General features: G+C 74.9%; 19 protein-coding genes. 4 read left to right on the forward strand and 15 right to left on the reverse strand.

What is annotated here, in order from left to right; genetic code table 11:
• Positions 1-90 precede the first annotated feature (90 nt).
• Positions 91-1,263: a pentapeptide repeat-containing protein gene (locus VEW93_14500; protein HYI63000.1), complete on the forward strand. Its 1,173-nt coding sequence runs from the start codon at positions 91-93 to the stop codon at positions 1,261-1,263.
• 115 nt (positions 1,264-1,378) lie between these two features.
• Here the strand turns inward: VEW93_14500 and VEW93_14505 are convergent, their stop codons facing one another.
• From VEW93_14505 to VEW93_14520, 4 genes are read right to left on the reverse strand one after another with little or no spacing between them, the layout of a single operon-like run.
• Positions 1,379-2,086 carry a TetR family transcriptional regulator gene (locus VEW93_14505; GenBank protein ID HYI63001.1) on the reverse strand — a complete coding sequence of 236 codons (708 nt, stop codon included), beginning with the start codon at positions 2,084-2,086 and terminating at the stop codon, positions 1,379-1,381.
• Position 2,087: 1 nt separating this feature from the next.
• The gene (locus VEW93_14510) at positions 2,088-2,657 is read right to left on the reverse strand and encodes a DoxX family protein (GenBank protein ID HYI63002.1); all 570 of its coding nucleotides are present in this window, start codon (positions 2,655-2,657) and stop codon (positions 2,088-2,090) included.
• A complete protein-coding gene (locus VEW93_14515) occupies positions 2,654-4,933 on the reverse strand; it encodes a FadD3 family acyl-CoA ligase (GenBank protein ID HYI63003.1) in 2,280 nt (759 codons plus the stop codon). The genes VEW93_14510 and VEW93_14515 overlap by 4 nt, the downstream gene beginning before the upstream one ends.
• Positions 4,934-4,972: 39 nt before the next feature.
• Positions 4,973-6,427, reverse strand: coding sequence for a serine protease (locus VEW93_14520; protein HYI63004.1), 1,455 nt, complete (start codon positions 6,425-6,427; stop codon positions 4,973-4,975).
• Positions 6,428-6,566: 139 nt separating this feature from the next.
• Between VEW93_14520 and VEW93_14525 the strand changes: the two genes are divergently transcribed.
• Positions 6,567-7,793, forward strand: coding sequence for an amidohydrolase family protein (locus tag VEW93_14525; protein HYI63005.1), 1,227 nt, complete (start codon positions 6,567-6,569; stop codon positions 7,791-7,793).
• 26 nt (positions 7,794-7,819) lie between these two features.
• Entirely contained in the window at positions 7,820-8,623 is an 804-nt protein-coding gene (locus tag VEW93_14530; protein HYI63006.1) for an enoyl-CoA hydratase/isomerase family protein, read from the forward strand.
• Positions 8,624-8,641: 18 nt separating this feature from the next.
• Here the strand turns inward: VEW93_14530 and VEW93_14535 are convergent, their stop codons facing one another.
• The 9 genes from VEW93_14535 to ychF form a co-directional block, all read right to left on the reverse strand.
• The gene (locus VEW93_14535) at positions 8,642-9,859 is read right to left on the reverse strand and encodes a crosslink repair DNA glycosylase YcaQ family protein (GenBank protein HYI63007.1); all 1,218 of its coding nucleotides are present in this window, start codon (positions 9,857-9,859) and stop codon (positions 8,642-8,644) included.
• 69 nt (positions 9,860-9,928) lie between these two features.
• Complete coding sequence (locus VEW93_14540; protein ID HYI63008.1) at positions 9,929-11,152, reverse strand: crosslink repair DNA glycosylase YcaQ family protein; 1,224 nt, start codon at positions 11,150-11,152, stop codon at positions 9,929-9,931.
• Positions 11,145-11,975, reverse strand: a complete 831-nt coding sequence (gene rsmA / locus VEW93_14545) for a 16S rRNA (adenine(1518)-N(6)/adenine(1519)-N(6))-dimethyltransferase RsmA (protein ID HYI63009.1) — start codon at positions 11,973-11,975, stop codon at positions 11,145-11,147. Before rsmA ends, VEW93_14540 begins: the two co-directional genes overlap by 8 nt.
• Positions 11,976-11,995: 20 nt before the next feature.
• Entirely contained in the window at positions 11,996-12,805 is an 810-nt protein-coding gene (locus tag VEW93_14550) for a TatD family hydrolase (GenBank protein HYI63010.1), read from the reverse strand.
• Between the two features lie 8 nt (positions 12,806-12,813).
• The gene (gene metG / locus VEW93_14555) at positions 12,814-14,385 is read right to left on the reverse strand and encodes a methionine--tRNA ligase (GenBank protein HYI63011.1); all 1,572 of its coding nucleotides are present in this window, start codon (positions 14,383-14,385) and stop codon (positions 12,814-12,816) included.
• 60 nt (positions 14,386-14,445) lie between these two features.
• Positions 14,446-14,901, reverse strand: a complete 456-nt coding sequence (locus VEW93_14560; protein HYI63012.1) for a hypothetical protein — start codon at positions 14,899-14,901, stop codon at positions 14,446-14,448.
• Between the two features lie 55 nt (positions 14,902-14,956).
• Positions 14,957-15,697, reverse strand: a complete 741-nt coding sequence (locus VEW93_14565; protein HYI63013.1) for a GNAT family N-acetyltransferase — start codon at positions 15,695-15,697, stop codon at positions 14,957-14,959.
• A gap of 19 nt (positions 15,698-15,716) precedes the next feature.
• On the reverse strand, positions 15,717-16,079 hold the full coding sequence (locus tag VEW93_14570) for a DUF192 domain-containing protein (protein ID HYI63014.1): 363 nt from the start codon (positions 16,077-16,079) through the stop codon (positions 15,717-15,719).
• Positions 16,080-16,117: 38 nt separating this feature from the next.
• Positions 16,118-17,194: a redox-regulated ATPase YchF gene (gene ychF / locus VEW93_14575; protein HYI63015.1), complete on the reverse strand. Its 1,077-nt coding sequence runs from the start codon at positions 17,192-17,194 to the stop codon at positions 16,118-16,120.
• Between the two features lie 61 nt (positions 17,195-17,255).
• Between ychF and VEW93_14580 the strand changes: the two genes are divergently transcribed.
• Positions 17,256-18,329 (forward strand): PHP domain-containing protein, encoded by a 1,074-nt coding sequence (locus VEW93_14580; GenBank protein HYI63016.1) that lies wholly within the window; start codon positions 17,256-17,258, stop codon positions 18,327-18,329.
• A gap of 59 nt (positions 18,330-18,388) precedes the next feature.
• Here VEW93_14580 and VEW93_14585 read toward each other — a convergent pair whose 3' ends face one another.
• Both VEW93_14585 and VEW93_14590 read right to left on the reverse strand, forming a co-directional pair.
• Positions 18,389-18,592: a hypothetical protein gene (locus VEW93_14585; GenBank protein ID HYI63017.1), complete on the reverse strand. Its 204-nt coding sequence runs from the start codon at positions 18,590-18,592 to the stop codon at positions 18,389-18,391.
• Between the two features lie 58 nt (positions 18,593-18,650).
• Positions 18,651-19,277, reverse strand: a complete 627-nt coding sequence (locus VEW93_14590) for a TetR/AcrR family transcriptional regulator (GenBank protein HYI63018.1) — start codon at positions 19,275-19,277, stop codon at positions 18,651-18,653.
• Positions 19,278-19,287 lie beyond the last annotated feature (10 nt).

A 19,287-nucleotide genomic window follows, 5' to 3' on the forward strand; every position in this document is an offset into this window, starting at 1 on the left:
GGAGCGGACCCCCGGCCTGATCTCGACCAAGGTCACCCCGTGGACACTCCTGGCTCGACCCGGCGACGGCGCGACGTAGGGTGACCGGCCATGGGGCTGAGGGGCCGGGGAGAGCGCAACGAGGGACGAGCCGAGGAGCCGCTGGCCCTCCGCCGGGCCGGCCTCGTCCTCCTCTTCGGGATCGGCCTGACCGCCGCCATCGCCGCCATCGGCGTCTTCTGGGCTCCGGACTGGTCCGTGCTCGCCGCCGAGCCCCAAGCCGACGCCGACACCGTCACCGCCCACCGGCAAGCCATCCGGGAGACGGCGGTCCGGTTCGCCACCGGCGCGGGCGCCGCGGTGGCCGGCATCCTGGCCTGGGGCCGCCTGGAGCTGTCCCGCCGAGAGCACCGGGGCGCCGAACGGGCCCAGAACACCGACCGCTACACCCGAGCTGTCGAACAGCTCGGCCACACCAGTGATGACGTGATCCTGGGGGGCCTCTACGCCTTGGAGAGCCTGGGCAAGGACTCCCCCGCCGACCGCGCCACCATCACCGAGGTCCTCTCCGCCTTCGTCCGCGAGCACGGCGATGCCGAGTTCGCCGAAGCCCACGGGCGCCAACCGGTCACCGTCCAGGCTGCCCTGACGATCCTGGGCCGCACGGCCTGGCAGCCGGCCGACCTGTCCGGAGCCGCCCTCACCAAGGCTCGACTGGAGGGCGACCTCAGCTACGTGCTCCTCTTCCGGGCCGACCTCACCGACGCCGACGTCCTCGGCGCCGACCTCACCGGGGCCAACCTCTTCGGCGCCGACCTCAGCAAAGCTCACCTCATCCACACCATCTTCCAGGGTGCTGGCCTCACCGGCGCCAACCTCACCGACGCCAACCTCTCCCGGGCCAACCTCACCAGGGCCGACCTCACCGCCACCGAGCTCATCCGCGCCAACCTCACCGACGCCGACCTCACCGACGCCAAGCCCTCGTACGCTGACCTCACCGGGGCCAACCTCACCGGGGCCAACCTCACCGGCGTCGACTTCTCCGACGCCAACCTCTCCGGGGCCGACCTCACCGACGCCAACCTCGTCAACGCTGATCTCAGCGACGCCAACGTCGTCGACGCCAACCTCGCTGACGCCGACCTCACCGGGGCCGACCTCACCGGCGCCAACCTGGCCGGCGCCAGCCTCGCCGGTGCGACCATGCCCCCCAACTGGGCCGACATCGTCGGCTGGCGGCCGGACGGGACGAGCCCGAAGGACCAGGTGCACGAGAGCTAGAAGGTCCAAGGAGGTGCGGCCACGTCCCACGCCACCAAGGAGGGCTCAGCGGCGTGACGACCCTCCGGACCGACGCTCGGCGGGACCGACGACCGGCCGACCCGGAGACGACCGGTCAGGCCTTGGGGGGCTTCTGGCCGCTGATGGACCAGAAGACGATGCGGGCCATGGCGGTGCGGAGATCGGCGGTGCGGACGCCCCAGAACTCGAAGCCGTAGCGGTGGGCCGAGACGTGGGCCAGCATGGCCACCAGCACCCCGGCGGTGGCCTGGGAGTCGACGTCGGAGGGGACCCGACCGCCGGCCTGCATCTCGCCGATGGCCTCGGCCAGGGCGTTGTTGAGGTCGTTGAGGAGCCGGGTGCGGACGTTGGCGAAGCGGCCGTCGCCCTCGTCGGTGGCCAGGTCCACCACCCGCAGCACCACCCGGTGCTCCTCCCAGAAGGCGATCACCTCGTCGACCAGGGCCTCGGCCGCGGCGTAGCCCCGCCGGCCCCTCCAGGCGCTGGCCCGCACGTGGTCGCCGAAGCGCTTGCCCTGGGCCGCCATCTCCTCGGCCAGCACCACCACCGCGCTCTCCACGTCGGCGAAGTACTGGTAGAAGGTGGCCGGGCTGGTGCCCGCCTCCCGGGCGATGTCGACCACCTTCAGCTCCCGGTACGACCCGGCGCCCAGCATGGTGGCCGTGCACTCCAGCAGGCGCTGGCGGGTGGCCAGGCCCCGGCGCCCCGGGCGGCGCCCGTCGGCGGCCCGCAGGTCCTCGTCGTCGGCGCCATCGACCCCGGCCGAGGTGGGCAGGGCCGGAGCGGTCGGATCGGCGTCCACCTCAGCGCTCCGTCCCGGGCTCGGGGGGGGCGGGGGGCCGGTAGCAGGCCAGGATCAGCCCGATGCCGGCGGCCAGGCCCAGGCCGGCGGAGACGACCAGCCCCACCACCGGGTCGAAGGCGGGGGTCAGGCCCAGGGCCCAGTCCAGCGAGAACTGGCCCGGGCTGGTGGTGGCCACACCCACAGCCACGGTGGCCAGGACCAGGTTGTACTCCCAGCCGCTCTTGACGATGAAGAAGCCCTTGGTGCGGTGGCTGGTCCACCCGGCCACGACCATGACCCCGACCATGCCGGCGGCGGCCAGCGGGGTCAGGAGCCCGAGCGCGAACAGCACGCCCCCGCCCAGCTCGGTGGAGGCGGCGGCCAGGGCGTGGACCTTGCCCGGGCGCATGCCCATGGAGTCGAACCACCTGCCGGTGCCGGCGATCTTCCCGCCACCGAAGAACTTGTTCCAGCCGTGGGAGGCCAGGGTCAGGCCCACCACCACCCGCAGGATCAGGAGGCCGACGCTCAGCTCGCTCCAGGTGGGGAGGTCGGGGAAGGCGATGTCGGCCAGGAAGGAGGGGCTCACGGGGTGGCTCCGGGGTCGGTGGGCGGGACGGCTGGGGCAGACGACGCGAGAGCGGTGGGCGGGGTCGGGGCCAGGGCGGCCACCGCGTCGTCGCGCAACACGAACTTCTGGATCTTGCCGCTGGGGTTCAGGGGCAGGGCCCCAGTCCAGCGCACGTGGCGGGGCGCCTTGAAGTTGGCCATGCGCTCCCGGCTCCAGGCCACCACCTCGGCCTCGGTCGGGGGCTCGGTCCCGGTGGCCGGCACCAGCCAGGCGAAGCCCACCTCGCCCAGGCGTTCGTCGGGGACGCCGACCACCGCGGCCTGGGCCACGGCCGGGTGCTCGGAGAGGACCGATTCGATCTCGGCCGGGTAGGCGTTGAAGCCGCCACAGATGAACATGTCCTTGGTGCGGTCGGTGACGTCGAGGTAGCCGCGCTCGTCCATGGTCCCCACGTCGCCGGTGCGCAGCCAGCCGTCGGGATCGACAGCCTCGGCGGTGCGCTCCGGGTCCTCGAAGTAGCCCTTCATCACGTTGAACCCCCGGACGAGGATCTCGCCGGGCTGGCCCCTCGGCACCTCGACCCCCGCTCCGTCGACGATCCGCACCTCCACGCCGGGGATGGCCCGGCCCGAGCTGGTGGAGATGGTCTCGGCGTCGTCGTCCTGGCGGCACATGGACACGATGCCGGTGGCCTCGCTCAGGCCGTAGGCGGTGAGCACGGCGTCGAAGCCCAGGTCGCGGCGCATGCGCTCGACCAGGCTGACCGGCACCGGGGCCGCCCCGGTCACTGCGATGCGCAGGGTGCCGCGGGCCAGGGAGCCCCGAGCGGGGTGGTTGAGGATGGTCTGGTAGAGCGCCGGGGGCCCGGGGAAGACGGTGATGCGCTCGGCGGCGATGGTGGCGATCACCGCATCCACGTCGAAGACCGGCAGGGGCACCATGGTCGCCCCGGTGAGGAGGCAGGCCACGATGCCGGCCTTGTAGCCGAAGCTGTGGAAGAACGGGTTGACGATCAGGTACCGGTCGTCCCCGGTCAGGCCGGCCAGCTCGGCCCACGTGGTGAAGCCCTCGACGGCCTGGCCGTGGGTGGTCTCCACGCCCTTGGGCCGGCCGGTGGTGCCCGAGGTGAAGATGATGTCGGACACCGTGTCGGGGCCGAGGGCCGCCTGGCCGGCCGCCACCACGTCGGGGTCGACGTCCCGGCCGGCGGCCAGGAAGGCGTCCCACCCCACCGTGCCGGGCGGGGCCGCATCGCGCGCCACCACCACCTGGGCCAGGTCGGGCAGGTCGTGGCCGGCCAGCATCCCGGCGTAGCCCAGGTCGAGGAAGCGGTCCACGGTGACCAGGAGGCGGGCCCGGCTCCGGCGCAGGATCCAGGCCGCCTCGTCGCCCTTGTAGCGGGAGTTGAGGGGCACGGCCACCCCCCCGGCCCGGTGCAGGCCGACCAGGGCCACCACCCACTCCCAGCAGTTGGGGGCCCACAGGCCGACCCGGTCGCCGGGCTCCAGGCCGGCGGCCACGAAGGCCCGGGCCGCGTCCACGCTGCGGTCGCGCAGCTCCCCCCAGGTCAGCCGGTGCGAGCCGTCGACGACGGCCTCCCCCTCGGGGATGCGAGCCGCGGTGGCGTCCAGGGCCCCGGGGATGGTGAGCGCGCCAACCCCCGCGGTCACGCCTCGCCCCCCGGACCAGGCCGCCATCAGCGCGTCCACCGTGGTGATGGTGGCCAGGAGGGCCAGGGTGTGGTCGACGACCGCCTCGGCGTAGGCCGGGGGGAGGCCGGCCACACCGTCCCGAGGGACGACCACCTGGTAGCCCCGGTTCACGGCGTCCATGACCAGGTTGGTCACGGCCACGTTGACCGACACCCCGGTGACGATCACCGTCGTCACCCCCAGGTTGCGCAGCACCGGGTCGAGGTCGGTGCCGGCCATGGGCGACAGGCCGTGGAGCCGGCTGAGCACCAGGTCGCCCGGCTCCGGGCCCAACGCCGGCACCACCGCGGCCTCGGCGCTGCCGGGGAGGAGGGCCACCGGGCTGCGGCGCACGCCGGCGAACAGGCGGGCGTTGGTGTTGGAGCCCTTGCCGTCGTCGCGGCGGGCCGCGGTGCAGTGCACCACCTGGACCCCGGCGGCCCGGGCGGCCCGGCACAGGCGGGCCACCGCCTCGACCATGGGCCCGGCCGCGGCGGCCAGCTCCGGGAGGGCCGATCGCTCCCCCACCACCCCGGACTGGACCTCGGAGGTCACCACCGCGCACCGCTCGGGGCGCACCAGGGCGGCGAGGTCGACGGCCATCGGGCGAGGCTATCTGACACCCCGTCAGGGGCGGGGTGGTCAGCCCGGCTCCACCGCCACCCGGTAGGCGGTGGCGTAGCCGTCGACCTGGCTGACGTGGAGGATGTGGGTCCCCTCGGCGCGGGCGGTGAACGTACCGGTGGCGTCCAGGTCGAACAGGCCGCCCCCGCCGTCGTCGGCCTCGATCCCCTCACCGCCGCCCTCGGGGGGCACCAGCGTGAAAGCCATGTCGCCGAAGGCCGACGAGGCGGTGATGGCGACCGACTGCCCGGCCCGCAGGTCCAGCAGGTAGGTGTCGGTGTCGTCGAAGGCGCTCACCGTGCCCTCCACCGGCTCCCCCACGTCCAGGCTCTGCAAGGCGGGCTGCGGGTTGAGCACCTCGAAGGGCAGGGACGAGGTGACCTCGGCGCGGGCCCGGTCATCGGCGGCCGACACGAACACGAGGACCGGCTCGTCGATGGCCACGTCGAAGGTCCAGGTCCCGGGCTCGCTCGGCGGGGTGGGCTCGGGCCGGGCCGACGGGTCGTCGTCGGGGTCCTCCCGGTAGAAGGCGTCGGCCGCCTCGTTCAGGGCCACCGTCTCCAGGGCCAGGTCGGTCACCTCCAGCTCCACCGGCACGTCGGCCGGGAACCGCACCTCCAGGTCGGGGAGGTCCCGGACGTTGGGCACGAACAGGACGCTCTGGCCGCTGGCCCTGAGGTCGAGCGAGGCCCCCTCGTCCCGGGGCTGGCCCAGGGGCGGCAGCGGCGACCACTCCGAGCCCCGGTCGTCCAGGATGGCCTCGACCGAGTCCTGGGCCGCGGGGCCGGCCACGGCCAGGGAGAACTGGTCGTCGTAGGAGTAGCCGGAGATGCCGACCACCCGCCCGGCGGTGTCGGCCAGGACGCCCCCGCTCTGGCCCTCGGCGATCTCGGCGTCGGTCTGGAGCAGCTCCAGCTTCCACCCCGGGACCTGCCGCCGGCGGGACAGGACGCCCTCGGTCACCGTCACCTCGGGGTCGTCGGTGGTGCCCGGGTAGCCGACCAGGAAGAGCTCGTCGCCGGTGGTCAACCCGCCGGGGTCGGCCAGGGTGACCGGCGGCCCCTCGGCCTCGACCGGCAGCGGGCCGACCACGGCGATGTCGGCCACCAGGTCCACGCCCACCACGTCCACGTCGTGGCCTTCGCCGTCGAGGGTGACGGTGACCCGCCGGAAGGGGTCGACCACGTGGGCGTTGGTCACCAGGTAGCCGTCCTCCAACAGGACGGCCGAGCCCGACCCCGCCGGGGTCTCGACCAGGGCCACCGACCGCCGCAGGCTCTCCACCACCTCGGCCCCGCTGAGGGGCGCGGTGGTGGTCGACGCCGTCGACGCGGTGCTGGCCGTGGTGGAGCGGTCCTCGTCGGCGCCGTCGCCGGACCCCGACGAGCACGCCCCGGCCGCCAGGACGGCCAGGGCCAGCGCCACCGCCCCCCACCGCCGTGCTCCCCGACCCGGTCCCTGCGGTTGCCCCATGCCGCGCAGTCTGGCCCACCGGCCCACCGGCCCGGACCGGCCGGCGGTGGGCCGCCGCCCCCTCCAGCACACCAGACGTGATGCGGTAGGATCTGACGGGTCGTCAGATTCTGAGTCCCCCACGCCGAGGAGAGCGGGCATGGCCGAGCTGCCGAAGATCATCAGCGTCGACGACCACGTCGTCGAGCCGCCCCACGTCTGGCAGACCTGGCTCCCCGAGAGGTACCGGGCCGACGGCCCCCGCGTCGAGCGCCGGGGTGTCGGCGACGTGCAACACGTCGGCGGCGGCACCTACGCCCAGGAGTTCACCGACGACGGGCGCCCGGCCGACTGCTGGGTGTTCGGCGACGTGGTCTACGTCCACAAGCGCCACGTGGCCGCGGTGGGCTACAGCCGCGACGAGATGACCATGACCCCCATGACGTACGAGGAGATGCGGCCCGGGTGCTACGAGCCCAAGGCCCGGGTGGCCGACCAGGAGGTCAACCACGTCGAGGCCTCGCTGTGCTTCCCGACCTTCCCCCGCTTCTGCGGCCAGACCTTCACCGAGCACCCCGACCGCGACATGGGCCTGGCCTGCGTCCGGGCCTACAACGACTGGATGGTCGAGGAGTGGTGCGGCGACTCCGGCGGCGCCCTCATCCCCCTGGCCATCGTCCCCCTGTGGGACGCCGAGCTGGCCGCGGCCGAGGTCCGCCGCAACGCCGAGCGGGGCGTCCACGCCGTGTGCTTCAGCGAGGTGCCGGCCCACCTGGGCCTGCCGTCCATCCACTCCGGCTTCTGGGACCCGTTCTTCGCGGCCTGCGAGGACACCGGGACCACCATCAACATGCACATCGGCTCGTCGTCGCGCATGCCCGCCACCTCGCCCGACGCCCCGGTGGCGGTGGCCGCCTCGCTCAGCTTCAACAACGCCATGGCCTCGATGAGCGATTGGCTGTTCAGCGGAAACCTGGTGACGTTCCCCGGCCTGACCCTGGCCTACTCCGAGGGCCAGATCGGCTGGATCCCCTACATCCTCGAGCGGGTCGACGACGTGTGGAAGGAGCACCGGGCCTGGGGCGGGGTCAAGGACCTGATCCCCGAGCCGCCCAGCACCTACTACTACCGCAACATGTACGGCTGCTTCTTCCGGGATCGGCACGGGATCGACAGCCTCGACATCGTCGGGGTGGACAACGTCACCTTCGAGACCGACTACCCCCACACCGACTCCACCTGGCCCCACACCAGGGAGATCGCCACCGGGCTGATGGAGGGCCTCGACGACGAGGCCGTCTACAAGATCATGCGGGGCAACGCCATCCGCATGCTGCACCTGGACCTCGACCGCGACCGCCGGCCGGCGGTGCCGGCCCCGGCCTGACCGTCCCTCCCCTAGCGTCGCCGGCCGTGGACGACCTCACCACCATCCGCTGGCGCCAGGAGGGGGCCGTGGGCTGGGTCACGCTCGACCGGCCCGAGCGCCACAACGCCTTCGACCAGGTGATGTGCGACGAGCTGGCCGCCCTGTGGCAGCGCCTCCGCACCGACGACTCGGTGCGCTGCGTGGTGCTGGGGGCCGAGGGGGGCACGGCGTTCTGCACCGGCATCGACCGGGACTCGGTGCCCGCCGAGGGCGGAGCCGAGTACACGTTCTCGCCCTACACCTACGACGACCCGGGCCGGCGCCTGGGGCCCAAGAGCAACGAGCTGTGGAAGCCGGTGGTGGCGGCGGTGGACGGCCTGGCCTGCGGCGGCGCCTTCTACCTGCTGGGCGAGGTCGACGTCATCGTGGCCACCGAGGCGTCGCGCTTCTTCGACCCCCACGTCACCTACGGCATGCCCGCCGTCTACGAGCCGCTGCTCATGCTCCACCGCAACCTGCCCTTCGGGGAGGTCCTGCGCATGACCCTGCTGGGCAACCACGAGCGCATGACCGCGGCCCGGGCCCACCAGATCGGCCTGGTCTCCGAGGTGGTGCCCGACGCCGAGGCCCTCGACGGCGCGGCCCGCTGGGTGGCCGAGGCCATCGCCTCGGCGCCCCCCTCGGCGGTGCAGGCCACCCTGCGCAGCCTGTGGGCCGGCCGGGAGCTGACCCGCCAGCAGGCCCTGGCCCTGGGCGGGCCCCTCCTCAACCTGGGCATGAGCGCCGAGGCCCTGGCCGAGGGCCAGAAGGCGTTCGAGGGCCCCCGCCCCACCCCCCGCGACCGCTGAGGCCCCCTCGCCCCCGGGTCAGGCCCGGTGGGCCTCCACCGCCGAAGCCAGCACCGGGGCCAGGTCGCCCTTGGGCTCGATCTTCACCTTGGGCAGGCCCAGCCACCCGGCCATGAGCCACAGCTCGGCCGCCAGATGCTCGGCCACGTGCTTCTGGTCGTGGCCGGGCTCGCCGTAGGCGGCCTTGATCTTCAAGGTCCGGCGGTGGCGATCGGCCTTGGCGTCGACCCGGGCCACCAGCCGGTCGCCCAGCAGGAAGGGCAGCACGTAGTAGCCGTGGACCCGCTCGGGGGCCGGCACGTAGATCTCGATCTTGTAGTCGAAGCCGAACAGGACCTTGGCCCGGTTGCGCTCCCACACCAGCGAGTCGAACGGGGTCAGCAGGCAGCGGGCCCGGATCCACCGGGGCAGGCGGGCCTCGGCGTGCAGGAACGTCATCTCCTTCCACCCCCGCACCCGGATGGGGATGAGCCGGCCGTCCTCCACCAGGTCGGCGATGAGGGGCCGGGCCCGGTGCAGGTTCAGGCGGTGGTAGTCGGCCAGGCAGCGGTCGGTGGCGATGCCCAGGGCTCGGCCCGCCCGGTCCAGCAGGGCCCGCTTGGCGTCGTCGGCGGCGGGGACGGGGAGGGCCCGGATCTCGGCCGGGATCATCCGCTCGGTCAGGTCGTAGTAGCGGGTGAAGTTCTCCGAGTCGTGCCAGGCCACCACCTGCCCGGTGGAGAACAGGTACTCCAGGGCCTTCTTGCCGTCGTTGCGCTCCCACATGACCCGCGCCTTGTGCCCCGGGTCCGACAGCTCACCGGCCCACAGGGGCCCGGCGTCGCGCACCTCGTCCAGCACCGCCTGCACGTACTCCGGGCGCCGGTCGTTGACCTCGCGGGTCTCGGGCCACATGTCGGAGTCCGGGTGGCGGCGCCAGGCCAGCAGCGGCCAGGCGTCGATGGGCAGCAGCGAGGCCTCGTGGCACCAGGACTCGAACACCTGCCCGGCGCGGGTGAGGCGCTCCCACAGGTCGTGGGGGTGCGGGCCGAGCCGGGCGAACAGCGGCATCTCCTGGGAGCGCACGGCCACGTTCACCGAGTCGATCTGCACCACGTCCAGGCGCTGGTGCACCCGGCGGACGTGGCGCTGGTCAACACGCGTCCCCTCCGCGCCGGGGCGGGGCCCGTCGAACCCCTGCGCCGCCAGCGCGATCCGCCGGGCCTGGGCCAACGAGAGCGTCTCGGGCACGGGCACGGCCAGAGGGTAGCGAAACGCCTGTCCGGAGTATGGACTTCCAACCATCCGGGTGTCGGCCCGCCGTCGCTAGGCGCCGCCCCCGGCCCGGGCCCCGGGCACCTCGGCGGCCAGGGCGCCGGCCAGGTCACCCCGGGGCTCGACGCCGACCCGCTCCAGGCCCAGCCAGCCGGCCATGAGGTGGAGCTCGGCGGCCAGGGCCTCGGCCACCGGGCCGGCGTCGCTGCCCGGCTCGCCGTAGGCCGCCTTCACCCGGAGCGTCGAGGTCGGCCGGTCGGACTTCAGGTCGACCCGGGCCACCAGGCGGTCGCCCAGCAGGAAGGGCAGCACGTAGTAGCCGTGGACCCGCTGCTCGGGCCGCACGTAGATCTCGATGCGGTAGCGGAAGCCGAACAGCTCCTCGGCGCGGGCCCGCTCCCACACCAGCGAGTCGAACGGGGTGAGCAGGGCCCGGGCCCGGAGCCGGTGGGGCCGGCGGGCCTCGGCGTGGAGGTAGGTCGGGCGGTCCCACCCCCGGACCGCCACCGGGACCAGGCGGCCGTCCTCCACCAGCTCGGCGATCAGGGGCCGGGCCCGGGGCAGGTTGAGGCGGTGGTAGTCGGCCAGGTCGCGCTCGGTGGCGATGCCCAGGGCCCGGCCGGCCCGGTCCAGCAGGGCCCGCTGGGCGTCGGCCTCGGCCGGCGCCGGGGCGGCCAGCACGTCGGCCGGTAGCACCCTCTCGACCAGGTCGTACCAGCGGGTGAAGGTGCCCGGGTCGCGCCAGGCCGCCACCTGCCCGGTGGCGAACAGGTACTCCAGGGCCTTCTTGCCCTCCGACCGGCCCCACATGCCGGCCGGGCGGGTGCCCGGCTCCGACAGGTCGCCGGCCCGCAGCGGCCCCCGGTCGCGCACCTCGCCCAGGACGGCGGCCACGTACGCCGGCCGCTCCTCGGCCACGGCCCGGGTCCCGCCCCACATGGGGCCGTCGTGGTGGCGGCGCCAGGCCAGCAGGGGCCACGCCTCCACCGGCAGCAGCGAGGCCTCGTGGCACCAGGCCTCGAACACCTCCCCGGCCGCGGCCAGCCGGGGCCACAGGTCCCGGGGGTGGGGGCCGAGCCGGGCGAACAGCGGCATCTCCTGGGAGCGCACGGCCACGTTGATGGAGTCGATCTGGACCACGTGGACCCGCTCCAGCACCCGGTGGGCGTGGCGCCGGTCGACCCGGCGGCCCTGCGCCCCCAGCCGGGCCTCGCCGAACCCCTGGGCGGCCAGGGCGATGCGCCGGGCCTGGGCCAGGGACAGCGACTCAGCCATCGGCGGCGGGCGACGGCGAGGCCGTGGCCAGGCGGCCCCAGTCCTCCACGCTGAGCTCCTCGGCCCGGGCCTCGGGGCGGAGGCCGGCGGCGGCGAAGGCCTCGGGGCCGACCAGGCCGGACAGGGACCGGCGGAGCATCTTGCGGCGCTGGCCGAAGCCGGCCCGCACCAGGGCGAAGAGCCGCTCGGGGTCGGCATCGACGGCCGGGGCCGGGAGCCGGGTGAGCTCGACCAGGGCCGACTCCACCCGGGGCCGGGGCAGGAACACGTCCGGGCCGACCTTGCCGACCAGGCGGGCGGAGGCCCAGTAGCGGACCTTCACCGACGGGATGCCGTAGGCCGGGTCGCCCACCTCGGCCGCCAGCCGCTCCCCGGCCTCGCGCTGCACCATGACCAGCATGCGGGCGATGGCCGGCACGTCGTCCAGCAGGTCCAGCACCAGCGGGGTGGCCACGTTGTAGGGCAGGTTGGCCACCAGCACCCACCGCTCGGAGCCGGCCAGCACCTCGTCCCACCGGAGGGTGAGGGCGTCGCCCTCCACCACCCGCACCCCGGCCGGGGCCACCACCTCCCGCAGGACCGGGACCAGGTGGCGGTCGACCTCCACCGCGGTCACGTCGGCCCCGGTGGCGGCCAGGGCCAGGGTCAGCGAGCCCAGGCCGGCCCCGATCTCGACCACGGCGTCGCCCGGCCCCACCCCGGCCAGCCGGGCGATGCGGCGCACGGTGTTGGGGTCGACCACGAAGTTCTGGCCCAGGGCCCGGCTGGGGGCCAGGCCGTGGGCCTCCAGCAGGGCCACGGCCTGGGTCCGGGTCAGCGTCACGGCCGGGGACCGGGCACGGCTCAGACGTCCAGGCCGTAGAAGGACGTGGCCGTGGCCCCGGTGGCGGCGGCCACCTCGTCGGTGGCCACGCCCTTCACCTCGGCCACCGCCGCCCCCACCAGGGGGAGGTGGCCGGGCAGGTTGGGGCGGCCCCGGTGGGGCACCGGGGCCAGGAAGGGGCTGTCGGTCTCGACCATCAGGCGGTCGAGCGGGGCCAGGGCCACCGCCTGGCGGACGTCGTCGGCCGAGCGGAAGGTGACGATGCCCGAGATGGAGAGGAAGGCCCCCACGTCCAGGCCGCGCCGGGCCTCGGCCGCGCCGCCGGTGAAGCAGTGGAACACGGTGCGGCGGGGCACCCCCTCGGCCCCCAGGACGGCGAAGGTGTCGTCCCAGGCCTCCCTGGTGTGGATGACCAGGGGCAGGTCGTGCGCCCGGGCCAGCGCCACCTGGGCCGCGAAGGCCTCCCGCTGCTGGGGCCGGGGCGAGTGGTCGTAGTGGTAGTCCAGCCCGCACTCCCCGACCGCCACCACCTCGGGCCGGGCCAGCAGCTCCTCCAGCCCGTCGAGGCCCAGGCTGGCCTCGTGGGGGTGGACGCCGGCCGTGGCCCACACCCGCCCCGGGTGGGCGGCGGCTGCGTCGGCCGCGGCCCGGGAGTCGGCCACGTCGCAGCCCACGGTGACCATGCGCCCCACCCCGCGGGCCACGGCGTCGTCGACCACGGCCGCCACCTCGTCGGCCGGGGCGTAGGCGTGGCCCACGTGGGTGGGCCCGGCGTGGTGCAGGTGGCAGTGGCCATCGACCCACCGCGACGGGACGTCGGGTTCGCTCACGGCCGCACTCAGGTGTCGAGGGCCAGGCGGGGGAACAGGGGGGTGCCCTTCTCCACCGGCAGGCCGCCCGGGTAGCCGCCCCAGATCACGTCGTCGGGGACGTGGGCCTCGGCCGGGTCGCCGTCCAGGCCGATGCGGCGCCAGATCTCGGCCGGGCTGCGGGTCAGGGCCGGGCTGGCCAGCACGGCCACGATGCGCAGCACCTCCAGGGCGTCGCCCAGCACGCCGTCGGTCTCGGGGCCGGGCTCGGCCTTCCAGGGCTCGGCCTGCTCCAGCAGGGCGTTGGCCTCCCGCACCAGGCGCCAGGTGGCGTCCAGGGCCTCCGAGGGCGCCACCGCGTCCCAGGCCGCGGCCGTGGCCGCCACCACCTCGGCCGCCACCGGGGCCAGGGGGCTGTCGGGCCGGGGGGCGGGGCCGACGCCAGCGCACTTCTTGGCCACCACCGTGGTCACCCGGGCCAGCAGGTTGCCCAGGTTGTTGGCCAGGTCGGTGTTGTAGCGGCCGACCATGCCCTCGACGGAGAGGTCACCGTCGGGACCGAAGCGCTGGTCGTGCAGGAAGTGGTGCCGGAAGCCGTCGACGCCCAGGGCCGGGTAGCCGGCCTCGGCATCGCCCTCCACCAGCTGCACCGGGGCGATCTTGTTGGCCGCCGTCTTGGACATCTTGGCCCCGCCCACCAGCAGGAAGCCGTGGACGTCGAGCTCCCGGGGCGGGGCCTCGCCGGCCGCCATGAGCATGGCCGGCCAGTACACGCAGTGGAACCGCAGGATGTCCTTGCCGATGACCTGGGTGACGTGCGGCCACCAGGCCGCGAAGCGCTCCGGGTCGGTGCCGTAGCCGATGGCGGTGACGTAGTTGACCAGCGCGTCGAACCAGACGTAGAAGACCTGGCCCTCGTCCCACGGCACCGGTACCCCCCAGGTCAGGGAGCTGCGGGTGATGGAGATGTCCCTCAGCCCGCCCCGCACCAGGCCCAGGGCCTCGTTGCGCTTGCCCTCGGGCCGCACCGGCGACGGGTCCCCGGTGAGCCACTCCTCCAGGCGCTCGGCGTAGGCCGAGAGGCGGAAGAACCAGTTGTCCTCGGTGAAGCGCTCCACCGGCCGCTGGTGGATGGGGCACAACCCCGGCGCGTCGGGGTCACCGCCGGCCGCCGGGTCGGCCAGCAGCTCGTCGGGCGCGTAGTACGCCTCGCAGCTCACGCAGTACCAGCCCTCGTAGGTGGCCGAGTACACGTCGCCGGCGTCGTAGACCTTCTGCAGGAGGGCCTGGGTGGCGGCGTGGTGCCGGGGCTCGGAGGTCCGGATGAAGTCGTCGGGGGCGATGTCGAGCAGGGCCCACGCCTCCCGGAACCGGGCCGAGGCCCAGTCGGCCTGCTCGATGGGGGTGATGCCCCGCTCCTCGGCGGCGCGCTGCACCTTCAACCCGTGCTCGTCGGTGCCGGTGACGAAGTGGACCTCGTCGCCCACCATGCGGTGCCAGCGGGCCAGGGCGTCGGCCGTGATCGTGGTGTAGGCGTGCCCCAGGTGGGGCGCGTCGTTGACGTAGTAGATCGGCGTGGTCACGTAGAAGCGGCCGGGCACGCGGCCACCCTAGCGACGGCACCCCGGCCGCCGGCCGGGCCCTCGAGGGCCGACCGGCGCTCAGACCATGGGGGGCTTCACGTCGGTGCGGTGGACGATGCACAGGCTCCCGGCCGGCGAGTCGGGGTCGAGGAACATCTGCACCGGCAGGTCCGACGGCAACCCGGTGTCGTCCACCTCGATGACGATGGAGCGCTCGTCCTCGGGGTCGAAGACCTCCTGGAAGCCCAGGGCCAGGCCGGTGAGGACCGCCCCCAGGGCCGAGCGGCGCCGCCACTGCGACACCCGGGTCACCGGCTCGTCGCTGCGCCGGGTGGGGCCGGCCTCGATGGCGGCCAGCACGTCCGGACCGTAGATCTCGTCGAAGTCGCCGGCGCCGGCGTCCGGACCGGGCCACTCGGTGGGCGGCTCGGCCGGGAACCCGTCGCCCCCGCCGCTGTGGGCACCGGAGGCGGCGCCGGGCCCATCGGTGGGGGGCTCCTCGCCCCAGCGCTCGTCGTCCGGACCACGGTCCACTGGGTCAGGTTACGGCCCGGATCGGCGTCGCACTCCGCGCCCGCCCGGGCCCTGGTCACACGCCCGGGGCCCGTCCCGGGCCCGGCAGGCGGTCCAGGCGGTCCAGGCGGTAGCGCACCTCGTCCACGTGCTCGGCGTCGATCGGGGTCACCTTGCGGGACCCGTCGGGCCGCCACCCCCACCGCTCGTAGAAGGCCCGGGCCCGCACGTTGCCCTCCACCACCCAGAGCACGGCGCCGGTGAACCCGTGAGCGGCCAGGGTGGCCACCGCGTGGCCCAGCAGCGCCGAGCCCAGGCCCCGGCCCGTGACCGTGGGGTCGACGTACACGCTGCACACCTCGCCGGTGCGGGGCGTGCCTCCCCCGTCGACGTCGCCGTCGCCGTCCCGGGTCGGGCCGGTGTCGACCATGCCGTAGGCCTCGCCGGGGCGGCCGGCCACCAGCAGGTGGTGCCGGGCCGACGGGCTGGCCGCGGCCCGCCCCGTCCAGTAACCGCCGAGGTAGCCGAGGTCGAGGCCGTCGAGGAAGGCGTCGGAGAGCAGGCCCCGGTACCGGGCCCGGTGGGCCCGACGCTGCACGGCGGCCAGGGCCGGGCCGTCCACGCCGGTGCCGGGCCGGATGGGCAGGCGGGCCGGGTCGGCCGGCGGGGGGATGTACGGCGGGGGCAGGGCCACCCCGAAGCGTCGCCGGGCCAGGCGGAGGGCGGCCACGTCGGCCGGGTCCAGGTCGCCGGGCCCGGCGTGGTCGGGGGTGCGGAGGGCCACCTCCAGCACCTCCTGCAACGGGTCCCGGATCACCGCCCCAGCATGGCCGCGGTCACGACGAGGCCGGGACCTCGAAGTCGTCGCCCCCTCCGACGTCGACGCCGGAGAGCACCGAGCCGGGGGCCAGGGACCAGAGGGCGAAGGCACCGGCCTCGGCCTCGAGGGTGCCGGCGGCCCGGGGGCGCCAGCCCGACAGCCGCCCAGGGCGCAGCCGCACCACCCGGAGGACCCGGCCGTCCCGGCTCACCCAGGCCACGTCCAGGGGGAAGGCCATGCCCACGGTGTGCACCGACCGGACCCCGGGCAACCACAGGGCCCCGTCCAGGGCGGACCGGCCGAGCAGGCCCCGGGCCCGGGCCCGGCGGGTGCGGGCCACCTCCAGGGGAGCCACCGGGTGTCCGTCGACCACGAGCACGGCGGCCACCGTGCCCCCGGCCGCCGGTGGCCAACCGGCTACACGTTGAAGCGGAACTCCACCACGTCGCCGTCATCCACCACGTACTCCTTGCCCTCGATGCGGACCTTGCCCAGCTCCTTGGCCTTGGACCACGAGCCGATGTCGAGCAGCTCGTCCCAGCGGATCACCTCGGCCTTGATGAAGCCCCGCTCGAAGTCGGTGTGGATGCGGCCCGCGGCCTGGGGGGCCTTGGACCCGGCCCGGAACGTCCAGGCCCGGCTCTCCTTGTCCCCCGTGGTCAGGAAGGTGCGCAGGCCCAGCAGGTCGTACGCGGTGTGGATGAAGCGCTCTAGCGCCCCCTCGCCCAGGCCCAGGGCCTCGAGCATCTCGGTCCGCTCCTCGCCGGTGAACTGGGCCGCCTCGGCCTCCAGCTGCACGCAGATGCCCAGCACCTCGGCCCGGCCCCCCAGCTCGGCGGCCACCGGGGCCACCACCTGGTCGATGCGGTCCAGGTCGTCCTCGCCCACGTTGACCACCGCCATCACCGGCTTGTTGGTGAGCAGGAACCAGGGGCGCAGCACCTCGCGGGCGTCCGCCGACAGGTCGCTGCGGTACAGGGGAGTGCCCTCGGCCAGCACGGCGTGGGCCTCGTCCAGGGCCGCCACCTCGGCCTGGAGCGACTTGTCGACCCGGGCCGCCTTGCGCTTCTTGGCGATCTGGGCCTCCAGGGTCTCCAGGTCGGCCAGGGCCAGCTCGATCTCCAGGACCCGCAGGCACTCCAGCGGGTCGTCGGGGCCGGGCACGTCGGTGTCCACGAAGCCCCGCAGCAGGTAGACGACGGCGTCGACCTCGCGGATGTGGGCCAGGAAGCGGTTGCCCAGGCCCTCGCCGGTGCTGGCCCCCTCGACCAGGCCGCCGATGTCCACGAACTGCACGCTGGCCGGCACCACCTTGCGGCTGGCCGACATCTCGGCCAGCCGGTCCAGGCGCCGGTCGGGCACCTTGGCCACGCCCACGTTGGGGTCGGTGGTGGCGAAGGCGTAGGGGGCGGCGAGCGCACCGCCCCCGGCCAGGGCGTTGTACAGCGACGACTTCCCGGCGTTGGGAAGTCCGACGAACCCGAAGCGCTCCATGCCCCGAAGCTACCGGGCGCCTCTCTCCGCCCCCGCAGCGGTGGGCGGTAGGTTCGGGGCGGTGAGCGGCATCCACCCCCTGGAACCACCGATGGACCCGGCCGACGCCCTGGACCGGGTGGCCCACCTGCTGGACCGGAGCCTGGCCTCGGCCCGCAAGGCCGAGGCCTTCCGCACCGCGGCGGCCGCCCTGCGCCAGGCCGGGCCCGAGGAGGTGGCCCGCCTGCACGCCGGCCGGGGCCTGACCTCCCTGGCCGGGGTGGGCGACAGCACCGCGGCGGTGGCGGCCCAGGCCCTGGCCGGCAGCGTGCCCGAGCGCCTGGCCGAGCTGGAGGAGAGCACCGTCGTGCCCCTGGGCGCCGGGGCCGAGGTGCGGGCCGCCCTGCGGGGCGACTGCCACAGCCACTCCACCTGGAGCGACGGCGGGGCCTCCATCGCCCAGATGGCCGAGGCGGCCATGGCCCTGGGCCACGAGTACCTGGTGGTCACCGACCACTCCCCCCGCCTGACCGTGGCCCACGGCCTCAACCGGGAGCGGCTGGAGGCCCAGCTGGCCGAGATCGAGGCCCTGAACGAGCGGCTGGCCCCGTTCCGCCTGCTGACCGGGGCCGAGGTGGACATCTTCCCCGACGGCTCCCTCGACGGCGACGACATGCTCGACCAGCTCGACGTGGTGGTGGCCTCGGTCCACTCCAAGCTGTCCATGGGCCGCACGGAGATGACCGAGCGCATGGTCAAGGCGGTGCTCGACCCCCGGGTCGACATCCTGGGCCACTGCACCGGGCGCAAGCTGAAGGGCCTGCCCGACCCGGGCCCCGAGGACCTGCCCGACACCACGTACGTCCGCCCCCGGTCCAGCTTCGACGCCGACGTCGTGTTCGCGGCGTGCGAGGCCGCCGACACCGCGGTGGAGATCAACTGCCGGCCCGAGCGCCGCGACCCGCCCGACGACCTGCTGGCCGTGGCCGTGGCCATGGGCTGCAAGGTCAGCATCGACACCGACGCCCACGCCCCGGCCCAGCTGGAGTGGCAGCCCTACGGGTGCGACAAGGCGGTGCGCCACGGCCTCGGTCCCGACCGGGTGGTCAACACCTGGCCGGCCGACGACCTGCTGGCCTGGGCCGCCGACCACTGACCGGCGGGACGGGGGGCTTGGGCGGGGCCCCTCCCGGCCGGTAGCGTCGCATCCCTATGTCAAAGAAGACCGACAAGCGGAAGACCAACGCGCGCCGCAAGAAGGCCAACCACGGCCGCAAGCCCAACGCCGGTCGCTGACCCGCTGACCTGGTCGCCCCCGCTGACGCGGGGCTGGTCGTCGTGGCGCAGGTCGGGGTCCGGCGTGGTGGGCCCCGGGCCCACCGCCTTGGAGGCGTCCAGCCACTCGGGGTCGTCGGCCACCAGCATCCCGTCGTTGCGACCACGTGGGTGGTGGCCTCCGGCGGGGTAGCGAGGTCGGTCACGGGCGGCCTCCTCGGGACGGACCGGTGTCGGAGGTGGTGGCCGGAGCGGTGTCGAGGGCCGCGGCCCGGGCCCGGAGCTCGTCGAGGACCCGGGCCTCGTGGGGCAGGGGCCACCCACCGGTGACCGAGCGGCCCAGGGCCAGGCCCAGGATGGCCTCCCGGGCCGTGAGGTAGGCGGCCTCGGCCTCGCTGCCGGGCGCCACCGCGGCGGCCCCCCGCTCGCCGGGGGCCATGAGCTCGGCGAAGCGGGCCACCACCGGGGCCAGCTCGGCGGCCAGGACGGGGTCGTTGCCCACCGCCATCCACGCCTCCAGCACCGCCTTGAACCGGCGGTCGCTGGCCGCCCGCCACAGGCGATCGATCTCGCCGGCCAGGGTGGGGGCCGGCTCGGAGCGGGCCGAGAGCTCGCCGTAGAGGTGGTCCAGGGCCCCGGCCAGCAGGCCGGGCAAGCCGCCGAAGTGGTGGACCAGCGCCCCCCGGGTCACCCCGGCCCGGGTGCACACCGCCACTGCGGTGGTGGCGGCCCACCCCCGCTCGACCAGGGTGTCGACCGCCGCCTCGACCAGGAGGGCCCGGGTGCCGGCCGAGCGCTCGGCCTGGGTGCGTCGGGGGGCAGGCTCCACCCCGTCACCC

The organism is Acidimicrobiales bacterium, from assembly GCA_035630295.1.
Taxonomy (GTDB): domain Bacteria; phylum Actinomycetota; class Acidimicrobiia; order Acidimicrobiales; family Iamiaceae; genus Iamia.

Coding starts and splice junctions, on each gene's coding strand:
- VEW93_14500 (HYI63000.1), top strand. CDS start 91: ATGGGGCTGAGGGGCCGGGGAGAGCGCAACGAGGGACGAGCCGAGGAG.
- VEW93_14515 (HYI63003.1), bottom strand. CDS start 4,933: ATGGCCGTCGACCTCGCCGCCCTGGTGCGCCCCGAGCGGTGCGCGGTG.
- VEW93_14520 (HYI63004.1), bottom strand. CDS start 6,427: ATGGGGCAACCGCAGGGACCGGGTCGGGGAGCACGGCGGTGGGGGGCG.
- VEW93_14525 (HYI63005.1), top strand. CDS start 6,567: ATGGCCGAGCTGCCGAAGATCATCAGCGTCGACGACCACGTCGTCGAG.
- VEW93_14540 (HYI63008.1), bottom strand. CDS start 11,152: ATGGCTGAGTCGCTGTCCCTGGCCCAGGCCCGGCGCATCGCCCTGGCC.
- ychF (HYI63015.1), bottom strand. CDS start 17,194: ATGGAGCGCTTCGGGTTCGTCGGACTTCCCAACGCCGGGAAGTCGTCG.